20 protein-coding genes are annotated in these 23407 nt (G+C 72.1%); 11 read left to right on the top strand and 9 right to left on the bottom strand.

The genetic code is table 11. The annotated features are described in order from the left end of the window. Window positions 1-41: 41 nt before the first annotated feature. Window positions 42-1412: a VWA domain-containing protein gene (locus R2S09_RS11450; protein ID WP_306187244.1), complete on the bottom strand. Its 1371-nt coding sequence runs from the start codon at window positions 1410-1412 to the stop codon at window positions 42-44. Continuing rightward, window positions 1409-2266: a MoxR family ATPase gene (locus R2S09_RS11445; RefSeq protein ID WP_316740752.1), complete on the bottom strand. Its 858-nt coding sequence runs from the start codon at window positions 2264-2266 to the stop codon at window positions 1409-1411. Before R2S09_RS11445 ends, R2S09_RS11450 begins: the two co-directional genes overlap by 4 nt. 202 nt (window positions 2267-2468) lie before the next feature. Here R2S09_RS11445 and R2S09_RS11440 point away from each other — a divergent pair, with 202 nt between their 5' ends. From R2S09_RS11440 to R2S09_RS11430, 3 genes are read left to right on the top strand one after another with little or no spacing between them, the layout of a single operon-like run. Next, on the top strand, window positions 2469-3149 hold the full coding sequence (locus R2S09_RS11440) for an ABC transporter permease (protein WP_306187241.1): 681 nt from the start codon (window positions 2469-2471) through the stop codon (window positions 3147-3149). Beyond that, window positions 3146-3817: an ABC transporter permease gene (locus R2S09_RS11435; RefSeq protein ID WP_306187239.1), complete on the top strand. Its 672-nt coding sequence runs from the start codon at window positions 3146-3148 to the stop codon at window positions 3815-3817. The genes R2S09_RS11440 and R2S09_RS11435 overlap by 4 nt, the downstream gene beginning before the upstream one ends. After that, the gene (locus R2S09_RS11430) at window positions 3814-4755 is read left to right on the top strand and encodes an ABC transporter substrate-binding protein (protein WP_306187237.1); all 942 of its coding nucleotides are present in this window, start codon (window positions 3814-3816) and stop codon (window positions 4753-4755) included. The genes R2S09_RS11435 and R2S09_RS11430 overlap by 4 nt, the downstream gene beginning before the upstream one ends. Window positions 4756-4779: 24 nt before the next feature. On the opposite strand, the gene R2S09_RS11425 is transcribed toward R2S09_RS11430, so the two are convergent. From R2S09_RS11425 to rhaI, 7 genes are all read right to left on the bottom strand, one after another. Continuing rightward, window positions 4780-5934 carry an ATP-binding cassette domain-containing protein gene (locus tag R2S09_RS11425; RefSeq protein WP_316740749.1) on the bottom strand — a complete coding sequence of 385 codons (1155 nt, stop codon included), beginning with the start codon at window positions 5932-5934 and terminating at the stop codon, window positions 4780-4782. 22 nt (window positions 5935-5956) lie between these two features. Further along, window positions 5957-6604, bottom strand: coding sequence for an LUD domain-containing protein (locus R2S09_RS11420; protein WP_316740748.1), 648 nt, complete (start codon window positions 6602-6604; stop codon window positions 5957-5959). After that, window positions 6601-8097 (bottom strand): LutB/LldF family L-lactate oxidation iron-sulfur protein, encoded by a 1497-nt coding sequence (locus tag R2S09_RS11415; protein ID WP_316740746.1) that lies wholly within the window; start codon window positions 8095-8097, stop codon window positions 6601-6603. Before R2S09_RS11415 ends, R2S09_RS11420 begins: the two co-directional genes overlap by 4 nt. After that, entirely contained in the window at window positions 8094-8849 is a 756-nt protein-coding gene (locus R2S09_RS11410) for a (Fe-S)-binding protein (protein ID WP_306187231.1), read from the bottom strand. Before R2S09_RS11410 ends, R2S09_RS11415 begins: the two co-directional genes overlap by 4 nt. Before the next feature lie 438 nt (window positions 8850-9287). Further along, window positions 9288-10742: a rhamnulokinase family protein gene (locus R2S09_RS11405; RefSeq protein ID WP_316740742.1), complete on the bottom strand. Its 1455-nt coding sequence runs from the start codon at window positions 10740-10742 to the stop codon at window positions 9288-9290. Next, complete coding sequence (locus R2S09_RS11400) at window positions 10739-12778, bottom strand: bifunctional aldolase/short-chain dehydrogenase (protein ID WP_316740740.1); 2040 nt, start codon at window positions 12776-12778, stop codon at window positions 10739-10741. The genes R2S09_RS11405 and R2S09_RS11400 overlap by 4 nt, the downstream gene beginning before the upstream one ends. A gap of 130 nt (window positions 12779-12908) precedes the next feature. Further along, the gene (rhaI, locus tag R2S09_RS11395) at window positions 12909-14069 is read right to left on the bottom strand and encodes an L-rhamnose isomerase (protein WP_316740739.1); all 1161 of its coding nucleotides are present in this window, start codon (window positions 14067-14069) and stop codon (window positions 12909-12911) included. Between the two features lie 281 nt (window positions 14070-14350). Here rhaI and R2S09_RS11390 point away from each other — a divergent pair, with 281 nt between their 5' ends. The 8 genes from R2S09_RS11390 (at window position 14351) to R2S09_RS11355 (ending at window position 23347) form a co-directional block, all read left to right on the top strand. Beyond that, complete coding sequence (locus R2S09_RS11390) at window positions 14351-15865, top strand: sugar ABC transporter ATP-binding protein (protein ID WP_316740738.1); 1515 nt, start codon at window positions 14351-14353, stop codon at window positions 15863-15865. Then, window positions 15862-16902 carry an ABC transporter permease gene (locus tag R2S09_RS11385; RefSeq protein WP_316740737.1) on the top strand — a complete coding sequence of 347 codons (1041 nt, stop codon included), beginning with the start codon at window positions 15862-15864 and terminating at the stop codon, window positions 16900-16902. Before R2S09_RS11390 ends, R2S09_RS11385 begins: the two co-directional genes overlap by 4 nt. After that, window positions 16895-17905, top strand: a complete 1011-nt coding sequence (locus R2S09_RS11380; protein WP_316740736.1) for an ABC transporter permease — start codon at window positions 16895-16897, stop codon at window positions 17903-17905. The genes R2S09_RS11385 and R2S09_RS11380 overlap by 8 nt, the downstream gene beginning before the upstream one ends. A gap of 59 nt (window positions 17906-17964) precedes the next feature. Beyond that, window positions 17965-19050: a rhamnose ABC transporter substrate-binding protein gene (rhaS, locus tag R2S09_RS11375; RefSeq protein ID WP_306187220.1), complete on the top strand. Its 1086-nt coding sequence runs from the start codon at window positions 17965-17967 to the stop codon at window positions 19048-19050. Between the two features lie 45 nt (window positions 19051-19095). Then, a complete protein-coding gene (locus tag R2S09_RS11370) occupies window positions 19096-19416 on the top strand; it encodes an L-rhamnose mutarotase (protein WP_306187218.1) in 321 nt (106 codons plus the stop codon). Between the two features lie 13 nt (window positions 19417-19429). Beyond that, window positions 19430-20806 carry a BNR repeat-containing protein gene (locus tag R2S09_RS11365; protein WP_306187216.1) on the top strand — a complete coding sequence of 459 codons (1377 nt, stop codon included), beginning with the start codon at window positions 19430-19432 and terminating at the stop codon, window positions 20804-20806. Between the two features lie 79 nt (window positions 20807-20885). Then, window positions 20886-21914, top strand: a complete 1029-nt coding sequence (locus tag R2S09_RS11360) for a LacI family DNA-binding transcriptional regulator (RefSeq protein ID WP_306187215.1) — start codon at window positions 20886-20888, stop codon at window positions 21912-21914. Between the two features lie 122 nt (window positions 21915-22036). Then, window positions 22037-23347: an alpha/beta fold hydrolase gene (locus R2S09_RS11355; protein ID WP_316740733.1), complete on the top strand. Its 1311-nt coding sequence runs from the start codon at window positions 22037-22039 to the stop codon at window positions 23345-23347. Window positions 23348-23407 lie beyond the last annotated feature (60 nt).

Genomic DNA, 23407 nt, shown 5'->3' with positions numbered 1-23407 from the left:
GTCCCGCCGGGCACTGCTGTTGCCGCGACCCGGGCGCGCCCTCACACGGGCAGCAACCGGGAGACGATCTCCCCGAGTTGGCGGGCGTTGCGGCACTCGTGCATCTCGACCACGCCGGCGTAGGCGGGCGCGGCGGAGTCGCCCGTGCCCCACTGGGCGCGCGGCTCGGGGTTCAGCCAGTACAGGCGGCGGGCCCGGCCGGCGATCTCCCGCAGGGCCGGCAGGTTCGGGTCGCTCATGTTGGTGCGGGCGTCACCGAGCACGAACACGGTCGCGCGCGGGCCGACCGCCTCACCGTAGCGTTCGGCGAACTCGCCCAGCGCCACGCCGTAGTCGCTGCTGCCGTGCCAGCCGGTCAGCCGTGCCTCCGCCTGGATACGGGAGCCCAGGCCCTCCGGGTCCGCCGCGCCGTGCCGCAGCAGCCCGGTCACCTCGTCGATCCGGTTGACGAAGGCGAACACGCGCACCTTGCTGAACTGGTCGTGCAGCGCCTGCACCAGCAGCATGGTGAAGTCGGAGAAACCCGAGACCGAGCCCGACACATCGCACAGCAGCACCAGTTCGGGCCGGACGGGCCGGCGCCGGCGCAGCACCGGCTTCATCGGCACGCCGCCCGTCGACAGCGAGCCGCGCAGGGTGCGGCGCAGGTCGATCGTGCCCCGGGCGGCCCGGCGACGGCGCGCGGCCAGCCGGGTGGCCAGCTTCCGGGCCAGCGGTTGCACGGTCCGGCGCAGCTCGGCCAGCCGGTCCCGGCCCGCGTACAGGAAGTCGACCCGGTCCGCGCTCGGCGCCACCGCCCGCCGCGCGATCTCCTCCCGCCCGCGCCGCTCCGCCACCCGGCGCCGCGCCTCGGTGGCGACCTGCCGGCGGAACACCTCGATGCGGCGCCGGATCTCGTCGTCCAGCAGACGGTCGGTGAAGGAGGCCGCCCCGCTCCCGGCGCGGACACTCGCCCGCACCCGGGCCAGCAGCGTCTGCGGGCGCAGCCGCTCCAGCGTCTGGTACGCCGACCAGCCGTCCGAGCCGGGGGAGCTGCCGTATCCGCCGAGACCGTCCACCGCCTCGACGGCCAGTTGCCCCAGCAGTGCGGTGTCGCCCGTGGCGAGCGCGTCCGCGAGCCGGTCGCGCAGGTCCTCGCGCCCGGCGGGCTCCCCGTCCGGGGCGCCGACCCCGCGGGGGAAGTACAGGTCGAAGACGGGGTCGAACACCGTACGCCGGCCGCTGCCGTGCAGCAGTGTGGCGGCCAGCCCCTCCCGCAGCAGCTCGCGGTCGGCCAGCCCCAGCGCCTCGACCGCCCGGGCCGCGTCCACGGTCTCTCCGGTGCCGATCCGCAGGCCGTGCCCGCGCAGTGCGGCGACGAACCCCGTCAGCCGCTCCGCCACCGAGGCGCCGGCCGGCGCGGCGGCGTTCACACGGCGTCCAGGTCGAGCTTGGCGGCCGCCTTGAGTACGTCCTCCTGGTGCTTGAGCAGCACACCGAGGGTGTCGCGGACCACGCTCTCGTCGAGGCTGTCAGCGCCGAGTGCGAGCAGCGTGCGCGCCCAGTCGACGGTCTCGGCGACCGACGGCACCTTGCGCAGGTCCATCGCCCGCAGCGCACCGACGATCCGGACGACGGACGCGGTCAGGGCCTCCTGAAGCCCCGGCACCTTCAGCCGTACGATGCGACGCTCCAGCTCCTCCTCCGGAAACCCGATGTGCAGGAAGAGGCACCGGCGGCGCAGCGCCTCCGACAGCTCGCGGGTGGCGTTGGAGGTGAGGACGACGAAGGGGCGGCGGGTCGCGGTGATCGTGCCCAGCTCGGGGACCGTCACCTGGAAGTCGCTCAGCACCTCCAGCAGCAGGCCCTCCACCTCCACGTCGGCCTTGTCGGTCTCGTCGATCAGCAGCACCGTCGGCTCGTCGCCGCGGATCGCCGTCAGCAGGGGGCGGGAGAGCAGGAACTCCTCGCCGAAGATGTCCGTACGGGTGTCGTCCCACGTCTCGTCCCGGCCGGCGCTGATGCGCAGCAGCTGCTTGGCGTGGTTCCACTCGTACAGCGCGCGGGACTCGTCCACGCCCTCATAGCACTGCAGCCGGACCAGCCGGGCCCCCGCCACCTGGGCCACGGCCTTGGCCAGCTCCGTCTTGCCGACTCCGGCGGGCCCCTCGACCAGCAGCGGCTTGCCGAGGCGGTCGGCGAGGAAGACGGACGTGGCGACCGCCGGTGAGGCCAGGTATCCGGTCTCGGCGAGGCGGGCGGAGACATCGTCGACGGACGTGAACAACAGGGCCTCCAGCGCGGGCGCGTGAATCGGTTGCGAAGCTGTCTTCCTCAATCTGAGCACTTCTATCTAAGCGCTTGTTCAGTGCCTCTGTCACGGGACTTCGTCTGTCACGGGGCCTCGTCTGTCACGGGAGGATGCGCGTACCGCCCCGGACGGGCCACCACAGCGAGCCGCCCCCGTGCGCCGCCGGTGGAATGGACGCGTGACCGCGCCCCCGGACGACTGCCTCGCCCGCAACGAGTGGATCTGCGGCGCGTATCTGAGCACGCGCCGCCACATCCTGTGGGACGCGGTGCTCCAGCATCTGCGGCTGACCGGCCTGTCGGTGCTCATCGGACTCGCCGTCGCCGTCCCCCTGGCCCTGGTGGCCCGCCGCTGGGGCTGGGCGGCCGGCCCCGTGCTCGCCGTCACGACCGTCCTCTACACCATCCCGTCCCTGGCGATGTTCTCCCTGCTCCTGCCGGTGTACGGGCTCTCGGCGACCCTCGTCGTCGCCGGACTCGTGCTGTACTCGCTGACCCTGCTGGTGCGCAACATCCTCGCGGGCCTGCGCGCCGTTCCCGAGGAGACCCGGCAGGCGGCACGCGGGATGGGCTACGGTCCCGTGCGGCTGCTGCTCACCGTCGAACTCCCGCTCGCCCTGCCGGCCGCGATGGCCGGCCTGCGCATCGCCACGGTGTCGGCGGTCTCCCTGGTGACGGTCGGCGCCATCGTCGGATTCGGCGGGCTCGGCAACCTCATCTACGCGGGCATGAACACCTACTTCAAGGCCCAGGTGCTCACCGCCTCCGTGCTGTGCGTGCTGATCGCGGTCGCCGCCGACCTGCTTCTGCTGGGCGTACAGCGTCTGCTGACGCCATGGACCCGGGCGGGCCGCACATGACGACCCTCTCCGACTCCTGGCGCTGGCTCACCGATCCCGCCCACTGGAGCGGCGACGACGGCATCGCCCACCGCCTTCTTCAGCACCTGGTGCTCACGGTCGTCTGCCTGGCCGTCAGCTGTCTGATCGCCCTGCCCGTCGCCCTGGTCCTCGGACACCTCGGCAGGGGCGGTGCACTCGCGGTCAACCTCGCCAACGTGGGCCGGGCCGTCCCCACCTTCGCCGTGCTGGTCCTGCTGCTCCTCACTCCGGTCGGAACGTGGGGCGAAGGCCCGACCGTCGTGGCCCTCGTCCTGTTCGCGGTGCCTCCGCTGCTCACCAACGCCTACGTCGGCATCCGCGAGGTCGACCGGAGCGTCGTCCGAGCGGCCCGGGGCATGGGGATGACCGGCCGGCAGACGTTGTTTCACGTAGAACTGCCCCTTTCGCTCCCGATGGTGCTGAACGGGGTGCGGATCGCCGCCGTCCAGCTCGTCGCCACCGCCACCCTCGCCGCCCTCGCGGGCGGCGGCGGCCTCGGCCGGATCATCACGGCGGGCTTCAACCTCGCCAGCACGCCCCAGGTGGTCGCCGGGGCACTGCTCGTCGCGGTGTTCGCGCTCGTGGTCGAGGGAGCCTTCGAGATCACCGAGCGGCTGGCACCGGCGTGGGCCCGGGGCGGCCGATGAGCGGGCGCCGGACCCTGACGGCCGTCGTGCTGCTCGCACTCACCGCCTGCACCACCGGCCCGTCCCTGGAGAACCGCGGCCAGGTCACCGCATCACCCGGCGACAGCCGGCACCTGACCATCGGATCCGCCGGTTTCACCGAGAGCGACCTGCTCGCCCAGATGTACGCCCTGCTGCTGAACCAGGCCGGATACAAGACCGCGCTGCTGACCGTCGCCAACCGCGAACTGTACGAACCCGCCCTGGAGTCCGGCCAGATCGACATCGTCCCCGAGTACGCGGCCACCTTCGCCGACTGGCTGAACGCCAAGGCCCACGGCGCCGACGCACCCCCGGCCGGCTCACCCGACCTCGGCACCACCATGCGAGCCCTGCGCAAGCTCGCCGCACCGCGCGGCCTGACCGTCCTGGACCCCGGCCGCGCCGTCGACCAGAACGCCTTCGCGGTGAGCCGGTCGTACGCCCGGCGGCACGGCCTGAAGACCTTGAGCGACCTCGGCGCCTCCGGTCTGAAGGTACGGCTCGCGGCCGGTGACGAGTGCGTGCGCCGCCCGTACTGCGCCCCGGGCCTGAGAAAGACGTACGGCATCGACGTCACCGGCATCGACCCCAAGGGCGTCGGCACCACGCAGGCCAAACAGGCCGTGCGGAGCGGACGCGACCAGATGGTGCTGACCACCACGACCGACGCCACCCTCGACGCCTTCGGCCTCGTCCTCCTCGCCGACGACAAACGCCTCCAGAACGCCGACTACGTGGTCCCGGTCGCCCACCGCGCCCGCGCGGGCGGCACACGGGTGACCGCGGTGCTCGGCAGGCTCAACGAGGTCCTCACCACCGCCGACCTGGCATCCCTGAACCGGCAGGTCGACAGCTGGCGCCGGCTTCCCTCGGACGTGGCCCGGACGTACCTGAGAGACAAGGGCCTGCTGAAATGACCGCCGCGACCGGGACGGCCGCCGTCAGGCGTCGGCCACCGAGTCGAACCTCACCTGGTCCCGCGGCACCCCGCGCGCGTCGGCGTCCACCGAGCGGCGCAGCGCCTCGTGCAGCTTCGCCGGGGTCAGCACGCCGAGGAAACGGGCCCCGTCCAGCACCGCGACCCAGCCGGCGTCGTGCTGGAGCATCACCCCGAACGCCTGTCTGAGCGGCGCACCCACCGGTACCCACGCCCTCATCCGGTGCGTCAGATCGCCGACAGATCCGCCCGCGGCCAGCGCGTCCAGTCCCACCCAGCCGTGCAGATCACCGGAGGCGTCGAGGACCACCGCCCAGCGGGTGCCCCCGGCACGCAGCCGCCCGGCCACGCGTTCGGCCGGCTCGTCCAGCCGGGCGACCGGCGGCTGCTCCAGATCGTCGGGCTCGATCGCGGTCACCGACAGCCGTTTCAGACCGCGGTCGGCGCCCACGAACCCCGCGACATACGGGTTCGCCGGGCTGCCCAGCACCGCCCCGGGCGTGTCGAACTGCTCGATCCGCCCCTGCCCGTACACGGCGATGCGGTCGCCGAGGCGTACCGCCTCCTCGATGTCGTGCGTGACCAGCAGCACCGTCTTGCGCACCGCGGCCTGCATGCGCAGGAACTCGTCCTGCAACTGCTCGCGCACCACCGGGTCGACGGCCCCGAACGGCTCGTCCATCAGCAGCACCGGAGGGTCCGCGGCCAGCGCCCGCGCCACCCCGACCCGTTGCCGCTGTCCACCCGACAACTGCTCCGGATAGCGCGGCCCGTACGTCCTCGGGTCCAGACCCACCAGCTCCAGCAGCTCGGCGGCGCGCGCCCGCGCCCTCGCCTTCTTCCAGCCGAGCAGCGCGGGCACCGTCGCGGTGTTGTCGAGGACCGTGCGGTGCGGGAAGAGACCGACCTGCTGGATGACGTAGCCGATCCGGCGGCGCAGCCGCACCGGATCGACCCCGGCGACGTCCTCGCCGTCCACGAGGATCCGGCCCGACGTCGGTTCGATCAGCCGGTTGACCATCAGCATCGTGGTCGTCTTGCCGCAGCCGGACGGGCCCACGAGGGTGACGAGTTCCCCCTCGGACACCTCGAAGCTGAGCCCGTCCACGGCCGTGGTCCCGTCCGGGTACCGCTTGGTGACCTGCTCGAACCGGATCATTCCCTCACGCTAACCGCGCCCGTCACCCCCCGCTCACCAGCACCACCTCCAGGGTGCGCGGACCGTGCACCCCCTCCACCCGGTCGAGTTCGATGTCGCTGGTCGCCGAGGGGCCGGAGACCAGGGTCAGCGGGCGGGTCGGGGCGAGGCGTTCCAGGGCCTGCGGCACCGAGGAGACCACCTGGCCCGGGACGCGGACGACGCAGATGTGGTGGTCGGGGATCAGAGTGATCCGGCGGCGGCCCTGGTCGGGGGAGCCGTCCAGGACGATCGTGCCGGTCTCGGCGACGGCGACCGCGCAGCCGGTGACCACGCTGTCCACCCGGTCCAGTTCGTGCGGTGTGCTGTCCGGACGGTCCGGGACCCGCGTCACCTCCGTCTGCGCCAGCCAGCTCTGGTCCAGGCCGGGCGGGACGAGGACGGTCCTGGAGCCCCGCTCGCCGAGCAGATGGGCGATCAGCCCGGGCAGCTCCCCGGTGTCGCTGCGGTGCACGACCGCCCGGTAGTCCACCAGGTTCTCGGCCAGCAGATCCACCGTCTCCTCGACCCGCCGGTCGCCGTGGTGCCGCAGATAGTCCCGGGAAACGGCCTGCTCGTACGGAGTGTCGTCCGGTGGCACGTCCGCCAGCGCGCGCCGCACCCGGCCCAGGATCCTGTCCCTGCTGCTCACTTGGTCCCCTCCTTGCCGCCACCCGTGCGCTGCCACCAGTCGCGGAACGGTTCCGCGGGCACCGGGGGCAGGTCCCGGGTGCCGCTCCAGGCCTTGCCGGGGCCCGGCAGCGTACGAGGATGCAGACGGCGGGTGCGCGAGGCGAGGCGCTGGCCGGTGCGCAGGACGCCGGGGTGGGTGAACGCCCAGCGGGCCGCGCGCATCGCCGCCCGCTCGGCGGAGTGCCCCTTCGCCGGCCGCAGCACCACCTTGTTGCCGCCGCGCGTCACCTGGTCGCCCTGGGCGACCCGTTCGCGCAGGTGCACCAGCACCTCGGGGATGTCGATGGCGACCGGACACACGTCGTAACAGGCGCCGCACAGTGAGGACGCGTACGGCAGGGAGGCGTCGATCTCGCTGCCGGTGCCGCGCAACTGGGGGCTGAGGATCGCGCCGATCGGCCCGGGGTAGACCGAGCCGTACGCGTGCCCGCCCGCCCGCTCGTAGACCGGGCACACGTTGAGACACGCCGAGCAGCGGATGCAGCGCAGGGCCTGGCGGCCGACCTCGTCGGCGAGCGTGTCGGTGCGGCCGTTGTCCAGCAGCACCAGATGGAAGGCGCTCGGCCCGTCCTGGTCGGTGGTGCCGGTCCACATCGACGTGTACGGGTTCATCCGCTCCGCCGTCGAGGAGCGGGGCAGCGTCTGGAGGAAGACCTCCAGGTCCCGCCAGGTCGGCACGACCTTCTCGATGCCGACGACCGAGATCAGCGTCTCGGGCAGGGTCAGGCACATCCGCCCGTTGCCCTCGGACTCCACGACCACCAGCGTGCCGGTCTCGGCCACGACGAAGTTGGCGCCGGAGATGCCGACCTTGGCGCGCAGGAACTTCTCCCGCAGATGCAGCCGGGCCGCCTCGGCGAGTTCGGCGGGCGTGTCGCTCAGGCCCTCGGGGGCCGGACGGCCCCACTCGCCCATCTCGGAGCGGAAGATGTCCCGGATCTCGCCGCGGTTGCGGTGGATCGCGGGCACGAGGATATGGGAGGGCCGGTCCTTGCCCAACTGCACGATCAGCTCGGCGAGATCCGTCTCGTAGGCGTGGATGCCCTCCGCCTCCAGGGCTTCGTTGAGGCCGATCTCCTGCGTGGCCATCGACTTGACCTTGACGACCTCGCTCTCCCCGGTCGCCTTGACCAGATCGGCCACGATCCGGTTGGCCTCCTCGGCGTCGACCGCCCAGTGGACGGTGCCGCCGGCCGCCGTGACCGCCTCCTCGACCTGCACCAGATAGCGGTCCAGGTGCCGCAGCGTGTGGTCCTTGATCCGCCGGCCGGCCTCGCGCAGCGCCGCCCAGTCGGACACCTCCGCCACCGCCCTGGCCCGCTTGGCGCGGATGGAGTGCGTGGCGTGGCGCAGATTGCCGCGCAGGGTCTCGTCGCGCACGGCCTCGTGCGCGGCCTGGGGGAAAGCCGGGTACGCCGGGAAACCGGGCATTCCCACGAACGTGGCGCTCATACGGTGGGCTCCTCCTCCGTGCTCGCCAGGATCTCCGCGATGTGCACCGGCCGCATGCCGGTGCGCAGCCGCGCCATGGTCCCGCCCAGATGCATCAGACAGGAGTTGTCGGCCGCGCACAGCACCTCGGCGCCGGTCGACTCGGCGTGGCGCACCTTGTCGGTGCCCATCGCCGCCGAGACGTCGGGGTTCTTCACCGAGAAGGTGCCCCCGAAGCCGCAGCACTCCTCCGCTCCGGGCAGCTCCACCAGCTCCAGCCCCTTCACCGCCCGCAGCAGCCGCAGCGGACGGTCCCCGAGGCCCAGCACGCGCAGCCCGTGGCAGGTCGGGTGGTACGTCACCGTGTGCGGGTAGTACGCCCCGACGTCCGTCACCCCCAGCACATCGACCAGGAACTCCGTCAGCTCGTACGTCCGCGGCACGACCGGCGCCAGCGTCCGGGCCAGGGTGTCGCCCCGGCCCTCGGCCCGCGCCCGCTCGCCGATGCGCGGATACAGCTCCCGCACCATCGCCCCGCACGATCCGGACGGCGTGACGATCGCCTCGTAGTCCCCGAAGACCTCGGCGAACCGCCGGGCCAGCGGTTCGGCCTCGTGGCGGTACCCGGTGTTGTAGTGCGCCTGCCCGCAACACGTCTGGGCCATCGGGAAGTCCACGTCCACGCCCAGTCTGGTCAGCAGTTTCACCACGGCGCGCCCGGTGTCCGGATAGAGCGTGTCGTTGACGCAGGTCAGGAACAGAGCGACACGCATCGCGGCTCCTTGTTGTCGATCATCGGGTGGATGAAGCCTAGTGCCGCAACAGGCAATGTTCGCCCCGTCGTGACGCCCGGCACTCCCCCACTGCCTTGACGGCGTGGGAGGTGCCCCCACTCGCCGCACCGGGCACAAGCCCGAGTACGTCCAGTACGAGGGCTCGCACCCGGCACTCCCCCAGCCTTCGGCCGGGGGGACCCCCAGAGCACGCACCGGACGCCGCTTCTTGACGGGCAAACGCTGCCTGCCGCGGCACTGGTCAGGCGGAAGGTACGGGGGCAGGCCCCGGCCCACGGCGTGGCGGGGCGCCATGGCTTGGGGGAGGCGGAGTGCCCCGGCTCATGGTGCCGCCCTGGCGTGGCGGGGCGCCATGGCTTGGGGGAGGCGGAGTGCCCCGGCTCATGGTGCCGCCCTGGCGTGGCGGGGCGCCGGGGTTCACGGTGCCGCCCCGGTGAGCCGGGCCTCGGCCGCGTGCCAGGCCCCCGCGGCGCCGCTCGGTTCGTACCGCGTCAGCGACTGCGTCCGCGCGATCAGGCGCCGCATGCCGGCCCGGTCGCCGACGAGGCCGTGCGCCCGGGCCTGCACCAGGACGTTGCCGAGGGCCGCCGCCTCGGTGGGCCCGGCCACCACCGGCAGCCCGCAGGCGTCGGCGGTCAGCTGGCACAGCAGGGCGTTGCGGGTCCCTCCGCCCACGATGTGCACGACGTCGACGGGATGGTCCGCGAGCCGCTGGGCCTCGCCGATCGCCCGGCGGTGCGCGAGGGCGAGGGAGTCGAGGATGCAGCGTGTGAACTCGCCGCGGGTCGCGGGCACCGGCTGCCCGGAGGCCCGGCAGGCCTCCGCGATCCGCTCCGGCATCCGGCCCGGGGCCAGGAAGGCGGCGTCCTGCGCGTCCACGACCGACCGCAGCGGGGGCACCTCGGCCGCCTCCCGCAGCAACTCGCCCAGGTCCGGGTCGCCCCAGGCCCGTACGCACTCCTGGAGCAGCCACAGCCCCATGATGTTGCGCAGATACCGGACCGTGCCGTCCAGCCCCAGCTCGTTGGTGAAGTTGGCGGCGCGGCTCTCCTCGGTCAGCACGGGCTCGTCCAGTTCCAGACCGGCCAGCGACCAGGTGCCCGTACAGATGTACGCGAACCGCTCGCCCACGGCCGGCACCGCGGCCACCGCGGACGCCGTGTCGTGCGAGCCGACGGCCGTCACCGGCACCGGCCCGAGCAGCCCCGTCTCCTCCAGCACCTCCGCCCGCAGCACGCCCGCCGGGTCGCCGGGCCGGCGCAGCGGCGCGAACAGCTCGAGGTCGATGCCGAGGCGGGCCGCGACGCCGTACGACCAGTCGCGGGTGCGCGGATCGACGAGCTGGGTGGTGGAGGCGTTGGTCAGTTCCGTGCCCTGCTCACCGGTCAGCCAGTACGTCAGCAGGTCGGGGACCAGCAACAGGCGCCGGGCGGCGGCCAGCTGGGCGGTGGAGCGGGCCGCCGTCAGCTGGTACAGCGTGTTGAACGGGGCGTACTGGATGCCGGTGGCCGCGTACAGCTCCTCGGGCGGCACGCTCGCCCACACCTTCTCGGCGACGCCCTCGGTGCGGGCGTCCCGGTAGTGCACCGGGTTGCCCAGCAGGGCGCCGTCGGCGTCGAGCAGGCCGTAGTCCACGGCCCAGCTGTCGATGCCGACGGAGTCCACCCGGCCCGCGGCGCGCAGCCCGTCCAGCACTCCGGCGTACAGCCCGAGCACGTCCCAGCGCAGCCCCTCGGGCACCCGCACGGGACGGTTGGGGAAGCGGTGCGACTCGGTCAGCTCCAGCGAGTCGGGGCCGACGCGGCCGACCATGACACGCCCGCTGGACGCGCCGAGGTCGACCGCGGCGTACGCCTTCACGGCCCCGCTCACCGCAGGAAGGCGGCCGCGACGCCGGCGTCGACGGGGATGTGCAGACCGGTCGTGTGGGTCAGCTCCCCACCGGTCAGGGCGAAGACGGCGTTGGCGACATGCTCGGGCAGCACCTCGCGCTTGAGGATGGTCCGCTGGGCGTAGAACTCGCCGAGCTTCTCCTCCTCGACCCCGTACACGGCGGCCCGCTTGGCACCCCACCCACCGGCGAAGATCCCGGAGCCCCGCACCACACCGTCGGGGTTGATCCCGTTGACCCGGATCCCGTGCTCGCCCAGCTCGGCGGCGAGCAGGCGTACCTGGTGGGCCTGGTCGGCCTTGGTGGCGGAGTAGGCGATGTTGTTCGGCCCGGCGAAGACGGCGTTCTTGGAGGCGATGTAGACGATGTCACCGCCCAGCCCCTGCGCGATCATCACCCGGGCGGCCTCCCGCGAGACGAGGAAGGAGCCGCGGGCCATGATGTCGTGCTGCAGGTCCCAGTCCTTGGCGGTGGTCTCCAGCAGCGGCTTGGAGATGGAGATGCCGGCGTTGTTGACGACCAGGTCGACCCCGCCGAAGGCGAGCACGGCCTCCCGGAACGAGGCGGCGATCTGCTCCTCGTCCGTCACGTCCACGGTCACGGCGACGGCCTTGTCCGGTCCGCCCAGCTCCTCGGCGACGGCGGCGGCGTTCCGGGCGTTCAGATCCGCCACGACGACGCACGCGCCCTCGGCGACCAGCCGCTCGGCGATCGCCTTGCCGATCCCGCTGCCCGCGCCGGTCACCAGTGCCACCCGGGTCGCCAGCGGCTTCGGCTTCGGCATCCGCTGGAGCTTGGCCTCCTCCAGCGCCCAGTACTCGATGCGGAACTTCTCCGACTCCTCGATCGGCGCATACGTCGAGACGGCCTCGGCCCCGCGCATCACGTTGACGGCGTTGACGTAGAACTCGCCGGCCACCCGCGCGGTCTGCTTGTCCTTGCCGAAGGAGAACATGCCCACGCCCGGGACGAGCACGATCGCCGGGTCGGCGCCGCGCAGGGCGGGGGAGTCCGGCGTCGCGTGCCGCTCGTAGTACGCGGCGTACTCCGCGCGGTACTCGGCGTGCAGCTCCTTCAGCCGGGCGATCGCCTCGTCCAGCGCAGCGGCCGGCGGCAGGTCGAGCACCAGGGGCCGCACCTTGGTGCGCAGGAAGTGGTCCGGGCAGGAGGTGCCCAGCGCGGCGAGCCGGGGATGCTCGGCCCGGGCCAGGAAGTCGAGGACCACCTCGGAGTCGTCGAAGTGCCCGACCTGCGGCCTGTCCTGCGAGGCCAGGGCCCGCACGTACGGCGCCAGGGCCGCGGCCCGCTCCCGCCGCTCGGCCTCGCCCAGCGCCTCGTACCCCTCGATCACCGGGCCGAAGGGCTCCGCCTTCCCGCGCTCGGCGAGGAACTTCTCGGCGGTCCGGATGATGTGCAGCGAGTTGCGCTCGCACTCCTCGGAGGTGGCACCCCATGCGGTGATTCCGTGCCCGCCGAGAACGCACCCGACGGCCCGCGGGTTGGCCTCCTTGATCGCGGCGATGTCCAGCCCCAGCTGGAACCCGGGCCGTCGCCAGGGCACCCACACCACCGAGTCGCCGAAACACTCGGCGGTCAGCTTCTCCCCGTCGGCCGCGCAGGCGAGCGCGATACCGGAGTCGGGGTGCAGATGGTCCACGTGCGGGGCGTCCACCAGGCCGTGCATGGCCGTGTCGATGGAGGGCGCGGCCCCGCCCTTGCCGTGCAGGCAGTAGTCGAACGCGGCGACCATCTCGTCCTCGCGCTCGACACCCGGGTACACCTCGACGAGGGCCCGCAGCCGGTCCAGCCGCAACACGGCCAGCCCGCTCCCGGTGAGCGTCCCGAGGTCGCCCCCGGACCCCTTGACCCACATCAGCTCGACGTCTCCGCCGGTGACGGGGTCGGTGTCGGTGCCCTTGGCGGAGGCGTTGCCGCCGGCGTAGTTGGTGTTACGGGGATCGGCGCCGAGCCGATGAGAACGATCGAGCAGGGCGGAGGCTTCGGGGTGGAGTGACATGGGGTTCCTTTTCAAGACGAGGGGAGTGGATCAAAGGGGCGCGGGGCTGTATCGATCAGCGGCTCCGCCGCGGGGGGCGCTCAGCCACAACCGGCCCGCACGCCGCGACGAACAGAAGCCCGGCAGACGCTCACGCCCCCCAACCGGCCTGCTGCCCACCCACTCGCTCCGCGACGATCTTCTCGGCCCACCCGGACCGGCGGTACGCCACCAGAGGCTCGGGGTCCAGCCCCATCTCCTCCCGCACCTCGCGCAGCAGCGGCCGCACGTCCGTGTTGTACGCGTCCATCAGCACGGCATTGGCCTCCAGCACGCCACCCGAGGCCTGCGCGGCGGCGAGCGCCTCGCGGTCGACGAGCAGCGCCTTGGCCGTGGCCTCCTGCACGTTCATCACCGACCGGATGATCGCCGGGATCTTCGCCTCGATGTTGTGGCACTGGTCGAGCATGAACGCGACCTCGGGCGTGAACCCGCCGCCGCGCACCACCTCGTACATGATCCGGAACAGCTGGAAGGGGTCGGCCGCGCCCACCATCAGGTCGTCGTCGGCGTAGAAGCGGGAGTTGAAGTCGAACCCGCCGAGCTTCCCCTCCCGCAGCAGCGTCGCCACGATGAACTCGATGTTGGTGCCCGGCGCGTGGTGCCCGGTGTCCACCACGACCTGCGCCTTCGGTCCGAGCTTGAGGCAGTGCGCGTACGCCGTGCCCCAGTCGGGGACGTCCGTGGCGTAGAAGGCCGGCTCGAAGAACTTGTACTCCAGCAGCATCCGCTGGTCGTCGCCGAGCCGCTCGTAGACCACCGCGAGACCCTCGGCGAGCCGGTCCTGCCGGGTGCGGAGGTCGTCCTGCCCGGGGTAGTTCGTCCCGTCGGCGAACCACAGCTTCAGGTCCCGCGAGCCGGTGGCGTCCATGATGTCGACGCACTCCAGCAGGTGGTCGACCGCCTTGCGGCGTACCGCCGCGTCCGGGTGGCAGATGCTGCCCAGCTTGTAGTCGTCGTCCTGGAAGGTGTTGGAGTTGATGGCGCCCAGCCTCACACCGCGTTCCTCGGCGTGCTTGGCGAGCGCGGCGTAGTCGTCGACCCGGTCCCAGGGGATGTGCAGGGCGACGGTCGGGGCGACGCCGGTGAACTCGTGCACCTTGGCCGCGTCGTCCAGCTTCTCGCGCGCCGTGCGCGGAACGCCGGCCTGCGCGAACACCTTGAAACGGGTCCCCGAGTTCCCGTACGCCCACGACGGCGTCTCGACGGCCTGGGTCTTGAGCGCGGCCTTCACCGCGGCGAGCTCGGTCACTGCAGGGCTCCTGTGGCGTGGGGTGGAAAGCGTGTGAACGGCTTCTGAACGCGCTTCGCTGTGAAACGATTCAGGACCGGAAGGTATGGGCCCCGAGTGGGGGTGTCAACCCCCAGGGCTGGACTCTTCTCCGTGACCCCGCTGTGACCTTTGAGCCTCCAAATTTTTTCGATCCGTACCCATTGACGTGACATCGGCTCCATGCCTAACGTCCCGGCAACCCAGTTGAAACCTTTCACGACCCGGTACGGCTGCCGGCCGGCGTCGTCGAGGAGCCCCCAATGACCAACCCGTCCGACGCGGGTCCGGCCCCGGTGCTGGCGCTCAGGGACATCTCGAAGTCCTTCGGTGCGGTGCGTGCCCTCAGGAACGTGGCCCTGGAACTGTTTCCGGGGGAGGTGCACGCCCTCGCCGGGGAGAACGGCGCGGGCAAGTCGACCCTCATCAAGACCCTCGCCGGAGTGCACCGGCCGGACGCCGGCCAGGTGCTGCTCGACGGCGAGCCCGTCGTCTTCCACGGACCCGGCGACGCCCGCGACGCCGGCATCGCCGTGATCTACCAGGAGCCCACGCTCTTCCCGGACCTGTCGATCGCCGAGAACATCTTCATGGGACGCCAGCCCCGGCGCGCCATCGGCCGGATCGACCACAAGGCCACCCACGAGGCCACCGCCGGCCTGATGCGCCGGCTCGGCGTCGAACTCGACCCCGACCGCCCCGCGCGCGGCCTGTCCATCGCCGACCAGCAGATCGTCGAGATCGCCAAGGCGCTCTCCTTCGACGCCCGCGTCCTGATCATGGACGAGCCCACCGCCGCTCTCACCGGCAGCGAGGTGGCCCGCCTGTTCGGGGTCGTCCGCACCCTGCGCGAGCAGGGCGCCGCGGTGCTGTTCGTCTCGCACCGCCTGGAGGAGATCTTCGAGATCTGCCAGCGGGTGACCACCCTGCGGGACGGCGCCTGGATCGCCAGCGAGCCCCTGGACGGCATGACCGAGGACGACCTGGTGCGCCGCATGGTCGGCCGCGACCTCGACGAGCTCTACCCCAAGCAGGACGTGACACCGGGCGAGGTCGCGCTCAGCGTGCGCCGGCTCACCCGCGAGGGCGTCTTCACCGACGTCTCCTTCGAGGTGCGGTGCGGCGAGATCGTCGGTCTGGCCGGACTGGTCGGCGCCGGGCGCACGGAGGTCGCCCGGGCCGTCTTCGGCGTCGACCGCTGGGACGCCGGCGAGGTGGAGGTCGGCGGGCGCAAGCTGACCAACGGCGCCCCGTCCACCGCGATGGCCGCCGGGCTCGCCCTCGTCCCCGAGGACCGGCGCGCCCAGGGCCTGGTGATGGAGATGTCCATCGAACGCAACATCGGTCTCACCGGACTCCGTACGACGAGGAGGGCCGGCCTGGTGGACCGCGGCGCCGAACGCAGCCGCTCCCTGGACTGGGCGGTCAAGCTCCAGGTGAAGTACGCCCGGATCGCGGACGCCGTCTCCACCCTCTCCGGCGGCAACCAGCAGAAGGTCGTCCTGGCCAAGTGGCTCGCCACCGGCCCCAAGGTGCTCATCGTCGACGAGCCCACCCGCGGCATCGACGTCGGCACCAAGGCCGAGGTGCACCGGCTGCTGTCCCAGCTCGCCGCCGACGGTGTCGCCGTCCTGATGATCTCCTCCGACCTGCCCGAGATCCTCGGCATGGCCGACCGCGTGCTCGTGATGCACGAGGGCCGGCTGACCGCCGAGATCCCCCGCGCCGACGCCACCGAGGAAACCGTGATGGCCGCAGCCACGGGGAGGGCCGCGTGACCGTGACCGCCCCCAACCCCGCCTCCGCCACCGAGGTGCCCAAGTCCAGCGGCACCCGCCTGGTCGACCGTGTCTTCAAGATGCGCGAACTCGCCATCCTGGTCGTCTTCCTGGTGATGATCGCCGTCACCCAGGCCGGCAACAGCGAGTTCCTCTCCCAGCAGGGCATCAAGGACCTGCTGCTGAACGCGACCATCCTGGTGCTGGTCGCCACCGGCCAGTCGCTGGTCGTCATCACCCGCAACGTCGACCTCTCGGTCGGCTCCACGCTCGGCATCAGCGCCTTCGCCGCCGGCACCTATCTGCACGGCGGCGGCAACTCCCTGGTGGCCATCGTCCTGGCGGTGCTCCTGGGCGTCGGCTTCGGCCTGCTCAACGGCCTGCTGGTCAGCCTCGGCCAGGTGCCCGCGCTCGTCGTCACCCTCGGCACGCTCTACATCATCCGGGGCATCGACTCCATCTGGGTGGGCTCGCGCCAGATCACCGCGGCCGACCTGCCCGGCGGCTTCGTCGACTTCGGCTCCGGCGGCATCTCGGCGGTGCCGTACCTGGCGCTGATCGCCCTCGTGGTGCTCGTCGGCACGGCGTACTACCTGAAGAACTTCTCCGGCGGCCGCGAGCTGTACGCGCTCGGCTCCAACCCGGAGGCCGCCCGGCTCGCCGGCATCCCGGTGCGCAAGCGGATCCTCGCCGCGTACACCTTCTGCGGCGGCCTCGCCGGCCTCGCCGGGGCGATGTACCTGGCCCGGTTCGGCAACGTCGACTCCGGCACCGGCAACGGCTACGAACTCACCGTCGTCAGCGCGGTCGTGGTCGGCGGCGTGGTCTTCACCGGCGGCTCCGGCAGCGTCTACGGAGCGGCCCTCGGCGCCCTGTTGCTGACCTCGATCAACAGCGTGCTGCCCGCCCTCGGCGTCAGCTCCGTGTGGGTGCTCGCGATCAACGGCATCCTGCTCCTGCTCGCCATCGCGGTCGACCGGATCGTCGCGCTGCGCGTGGCCTCGGCCCTGAAGAAGGGGAACGCCCGCCATGCCTGAGTCCCTCTCCCGTGCCGTGCGCTGGGACACCGTCGTCGGCGCCCTGCTCGTCGTGGTCCTGCTGTTCTCCTTCGGCTTCGTCGACGGCTTCGGCAACTCCCTGAACCTGTCGTTCCTGATCGGCAACACCCTGCCGATCGCGCTGATCGCCCTGCCGATGACGCTGCTGGTCGTCGCCGGTGAGATCGACCTGTCGGTCGCCTCCACCGCCGGTCTGTCCGGCGCGGTGATGGGCGCGCTGTGGAACCAGGGCATGACCATCGAGACGATCATCCCGCTGTGCCTGCTGCTCGGCGCAGTGTGCGGCCTGGTCAACGGCCTGCTGGTGACCCGGCTCGGACTGCCGTCCCTGGCCGTGACCATCGGCACCCTCGCCGCCTACCGGGGCATCGCGCAGATCGTGCTCGGCTCGGACGCGGTGACCGACTTCCCCACCCAGTACCTGGACTTCGCGGCCGGACGCCTCGGCGACACGTTCCTGCCGCAGGCCTTCCTGCCCTTCCTGGTGCTGCTCGCGATCGCCGTGGTCACGCTGCACGCCACCCCGTTCGGACGGTCGCTGTTCGCGATCGGCGCCGCCGAGGAGGCGGCCCGGTTCGCCGGCATCCGGGTCAAGCGGCACAAGCTGATCCTGTTCGTCGCCACCGGCCTGATGTCCGCGCTCACCGGCGTCTTCTGGGCCCTGCACTACGCCAGCGCCCGCTACGACAACGCCACCGGGCTGGAGCTCTCCGTCGTCGCGGCCGTCCTGCTCGGCGGCATCGACTTCGACGGCGGCAGGGGCACCCTCGGCGGCGCCGTCGCCGGAGTGTTCCTGCTCGGCGCGCTCCAGAACGTGATGAGCCTGGTCAACGTCTCCGCCCAGTCGCAGATCGTCGTCACCGGCGTCCTGCTGGTCATCTCCGTGCTGGGCCCCCGCGTCGCACGCCAGATCGCGGTGGCCCGGGCCGGACGCCGGACGGCCTCGGCGCCCGTGTCCAAGGCGCCCACACCGGCCTCGTAACCCGCTCGTTCTCCCCCGTCCTCGTCACCGAAGCCCGTACTCCGTCGTAAGGAACCCTCATGCGCAGAGCATCGATCCGCCGTACCTGTGCGGCCCTGGCCGCCGTCGCCTCCCTCGCCCTGGCCGTCACCGCCTGCGGCGGCACCACCAAGAACGACGTGAAGAACGACAGCGGCGCGGCGGCCTCCTCGGCCGGCAAGGCGGACCCGAACGCCGCGACGAAGAAGGGCCTGACCGTCGGCTTCCTGCCCAAGCAGGTCAACAACCCCTACTTCACCTCCGCCGACAACGGCGGCAAGAAGGCCCTGGAGGCCCTCGGCGAGAAGTACAAGGAGGTCGGCCCCTCCAGCGCCACCGACACCTCCGGCCAGGTCTCCTACGTCAACACGCTCACCCAGCAGCAGGTGGACGCGATGGCCGTGTCCGCGCAGGACCCCGGCGCCCTGTGCACCGCGCTCAAGCAGGCCATGAAGAACGGCATCAAGGTCGTCACCTACGACTCCGACACCAAGCCCGACTGCCGCAACGCCTTCGTCTCGCAGGCCTCCGCGGAGGACCTCGGCCGCACCGAGGTCCAGCTGCTGGCGAAGCAGATCGGCTACAAGGGCGAGATAGCGATCCTTTCCGCCGCGCAGACCGCCACGAACCAGAACACCTGGATCGACTTCATGAAGGAGGAGCTGAAGGACCCCAAGTACAAGGACATCAAGCTGGTCAAGGTCGCCTACGGAAACGACGACGCCCAGGCGTCCTTCCAGCAGACCCAGGGCCTGCTCCAGCAGTACCCGAACCTGAAGGGGATCATCTCCCCGACCACCGTCGGCATCAAGGCCGCCGCCCAGTACCTGTCCGGCTCCAAGTACAAGGGCAAGGTCAAGCTGACCGGTCTCGGCACGCCCGACGACATGCGCAAGTACGTCAAGAACGGCACCGTCGACGCCTTCGAGCTGTGGGACCCGGCCAAGCTCGGCGAACTGGCCGCCCGCACCGCCGTCGCCCTGTCCTCCGGGCAGATCACCGGCAAGGAGGGCGAGACCTTCAAGGCCGGTGACATGGGGACGTCCACCATCGGCAAGGACGGCGTGATCAACCTCGGCAAGCCGACGGTCTTCGACGCCGAGAACATCGACCAGTTCAACTTCTGAGCCCTCGTCCCCGAGTCTCTCTTGCCCCGCCGGGAGTGGTACTTCATGCAGCGCGTCTGTTTCCTCCTCAAGGTCCGCGAGGACAAGATCGCCGAGTACCGCGAACGCCACGCCGCCGTGTGGCCCGAGATGCGCGAGGCGCTCTCGGCCACCGGCTGGCACAACTACTCGCTCTTCCTGCGCGACGACGGCCTCCTCGTCGGCTATCTGGAGACCGAGGACTTCGAGGCCGCCAAGGCGGGCATGGAGGCCACCGACGTCAACGCCCGCTGGCAGGCCGAGATGGCGCCGTTCTTCGAGTCGCTGGACGGCGCCCGGCCCGACGAGGCGATGAAGCCCCTCACCGAGGTCTTCCACCTCGCCTGACCCGGAGCCTGCCATGACACCGTCGCTCACCCCCAAGGTCCCGTCGCGCAGCCCGCAGGGCCCGTCGCTCACCCCGCAGGGCCGCAGCCGGCTGGACGCCCGGGCCGTCCACTTCGTCTCCTACGACGGCCTGGTCAACACGGGCTCCTTCCAGAAGAGCGGCCTGCTGACCTACCAGGGCCACCAGTACGCCGCCTGGTACTCCGCCGGCCGGCACGCCGTGGTCGCCCGCCGCGCCCTGGGCGACTCCACCTGGTCCACCGTCACCCTGCCCCACCGGCTCAAGGCGGACGACTCCCACAACGTCATCTGCATGGGCGTCTCCCGGGCCGACGGCCGGCTCCACCTGAACATGGACTCGCACAGCGACGGCTTCCACTACGTCAGGTCGGCCGCCGGACTCCTCGACGACCCCGCCGGCACGCCCTGGACCACAGAGGCCCTCGGCGCCGTAGGCACGACGCTCGACGGGCTCGCCCTCACCTCCCGCTTCACCTACCCGCAGTTCGTCCCCACCCCCGAGGGCGGGCTCCAGCTGAGCTACCGCGCCGGCATGAGCGGCGACGGCCGATGCGCCCTCGCCGAGTACGACGGCTCGGCCTGGACCTGCCTCGGGGAGTGGACCAGCTCCACCGGCACCTACACCGGCGAGCACGGGACCTCGACCGCACGCAACATGTACCTGCACGGCATCGACTACGACACGAACGGCCGGCTGCACGCCTTCTTCACCTGGCGCGAGCGGAACGGGGCGGTGACCGGTGGCGGCGGCCTGGCCAACCACGACACCGGCTACGTGTACTCCACCGACCGCGGCCGCACCTGGCGCAACGACGCGGGCCAGGTCGTCGGCACCACCGGCGGCCCCGACAAGGTCGCCGTGACCGGCCCCGGACTCGTCGTGGACCCGCTCGGCCCCGGCCACTGCCTGATGAACCAGGAGAGCCAGTGGACCGACTCGGCCGGGCTGCCGCACGCGATCATCAGCCACGTCCCGGTCCGCCTCGGCCCGCGCACCGGCGACCACGTCACCGAGCGCACCGCGCACGGCCGCGCCTTCCACCTGCGCAAGGACGCCGCCGGTAGCTGGCTCAAGACCGAGATACCCGTTCCGCTGGGTTCCAGCGGGCGCACCAAACTCGTCCTGGACCGCCACGACAACGCCTACGCCGTCCTGCCGTACGGCCGGATCGCCGCCGCCTCGAAGGCCTCCGGCCACACCGACTGGACCCTGCTGTACGACGGCGGCGGCCTGAACGCCTTCGGGGAGGTCGTGATCGACGAGATGCGCGTCGCGGCGGACAACGTCCTGTCGTTCCTCTACCAGGAGAGATCGAGCGGCACCACGCCCTCGCCGCTCCACGTCGTCGACTTCGAACTGCCCGCCTGATCCGCTCTGGTGTGCGGCCCGGTGACGGTAATGTGAACCCCCGCCCGCCGCCCCTCGTCTTCCCGGAGGTCTCCATCCGATGACCCAGTCGGTGGGTATCAAGGACGTCGCCCGCGCCGCAGGTGTCTCCGTGGGCACGGTCTCGAACGTCATCAACCGGCCCGATACCGTCGCCACCGAGACACGCGCCCGGGTGCTCTCCGCGATCGACCGCCTCGGCTACGTCCGCAGCGAGTCCGCGCGGCAGCTGCGCGCCGGCCGCAGCCGCATCATGGGCCTGCTCGTCCTGGACATGGGCAACCCCTTCTTCGTCGACGTCGCCCGCGGCGCCGAACGGGCCGCCCGCGAGGCCGGGCTCGGCGTGATGGTCTGCAACAGCGCGCAGAGCGTCGGCGAGGAGGCCGAGTACCTCTCGCTCTTCGCCGAGCAGCGGGTGCGCGGCGTCCTGCTGACCCCGACCGACGCCACCGGCCGCAACATCGCGGCCTTCCGCCGCCACAACATCCCCTTCGTGCTGGTCGACCGGGTGGCCGAGGGCGCCAGCGAGTGCTCGGTCTCCGTGGACGACGTGGCGGGCGGCGCCCTGGCCGTACGGCACCTGGTCGACGCCGGGCACCGCTCCATCGCGTACGTCAGCGGTCCCCCCGGCCTGAACCAGGTCCGCGACCGGCGCACCGGCGCCCTGAACGCCCTGCGCGAGGCGGGTCTCGGCCCCGACGTGCTGCGCGAACTGCCCACCGAACGTCTGGACGTGGCCGCCGGCCGCGACGCCGGTGCCCGTCTTCTCGGCCTCGCCGACCGGCCCACGGCCGTGTTCTGCGCCAACGACCTGCTCGCCCTGGGCGTCCTCCAGGCCATGTACGCGGCCGGGGTCGGCGTCCCCGACGACCTCGCCATCGTCGGCTACGACGACATCGAGTTCGCCGCCGCCGCGGCCGTCCCGCTCACCTCGGTGCGCCAGCCCGCCGTCACCATGGGCGCCCTGGCGGCGGAGCTGCTGCTCGAGGAGACCGGGGCGCGCGAGGGAGCGGCGGGGGCGCACGAGCACCGGCGGGTGGTGCTCCAGCCCGAACTGGTGGTGCGCAGCTCCACGTTGCCCGGCCGCTGACCGCCCGTTCAGCACGCGCTGACCAGATATTCAGCAATATTCATGATCCCCGGGCTCGGACGGCGCACAGACATGTGCTGAACTGGGACGCGGCCGTAAACCCTGCGTAACCAGGAGATCCGTTGACCGTCAGCTACCGCCAGCCCGGCGTCGTCCTCACCGACCACTCCTTCACCGTGCCGCTCGACCACGACGACCCGGCGGGGGAGACGATCGAGCTCTACGCCCGTGAGGTCGTCGCGAGCGACAAGGCGGGCAGGGGACGGCAGGACCTGCCGTGGCTGGTCTACCTCCAGGGCGGCCCGGGGTTCGGGGCGAATCGTTTCGTCGGCAAGCAGGCCTGGCTCGGCCGCGCCCTGGAGGACTACCGCGTCCTCCTCCTGGACCAGCGCGGCACCGGCCGTTCCACGCCCGCCAACCGCCAGACCCTGCCGCTGCGCGGCGGGCCGGCCGAACAGGCCGACTACCTCGCGCACTTCCGCGCCGACTCGATCGTCCGCGACTGCGAGGCGATCCGCCCCGGGCTGACCGGCGGCGCCCCCTGGACGGTCCTCGGCCAGAGCTTCGGCGGCTTCTGCACGGTCAGCTACCTCTCCCTGCACCCCGAGGGCCTGGCCGGTGCCCTGATCACCGGTGGCCTGCCCGCCCTGGACGCCCACGCCGACGACGTCTACCGCGCCGCCTACCCGCGCATCGAGCGCAAGGTCACCGCCCACTACGCCCGCTACCCGCAGGACGTCGAACGCGTCCGCCGCATCGCCGACCACCTGCTCACCCACGAGGTCGCCCTCCCGAACGGCTACCGCCTCACCGGCGAGGCCTTCCAGTCCCTCGGCATCCTGCTCGGCACCGGCGAAGGCAGCCACCGCCTCCACTTCCTCCTGGAGCACGCCTTCGTCCGCACCCCGCAGGGCCCGGCCCTGTCCGACGCCTTCCAGGAGGAGGTCCAGGGCCTGCTGTCGTACGCCGGGCACCCGCTGTACGGCCTCGTCCACGAGGCGATCTACGGCCAGGACGCCCGCCCCACCGCCTGGTCGGCCGAGCGGATCCGCGGGGAGTTCCCGCAGTTCGACGCGGCCAAGGCACTGGCCGGCGACGGGCCGGTGCTGTTCACCGGCGAGTCCGTGCACCCCTGGACGTTCGACTGCGACCCGGCGCTGCGCCCGCTGCGCGAGACCGCCGACGCGCTCGCCGCCCGCACCGACTGGCAGCCCCTGTACGACCCCGCCCGGCTCGCCGCGAACACGGTCCCGGTCGCCGCGGCCGTCTACCACGACGACATGTACGTCGACACCGACCACGCCCTGGACACCGCCCGCGCCATCCGCGGACTGCGCACCTGGGTCACCGACGAGTTCGAGCACGACGGGGTGCGGGCCGGCGGGCCGCGCGTCCTGGACCGGCTGCTCGCCCTGGTGCGCGACGAGGCCTGATGCCGGGGGACGGCCGCCGGACGTGCCGGCCGGGGCGATGCGCTGCCAGTGGCGGCGGCT

This window comes from Streptomyces sp. MK7 (genome assembly GCF_032658145.1).
In the GTDB taxonomy this organism is placed as follows: domain Bacteria; phylum Actinomycetota; class Actinomycetes; order Streptomycetales; family Streptomycetaceae; genus Streptomyces; species Streptomyces spiralis.
This window is presented reverse-complemented; position numbering and strand designations above follow the sequence as displayed.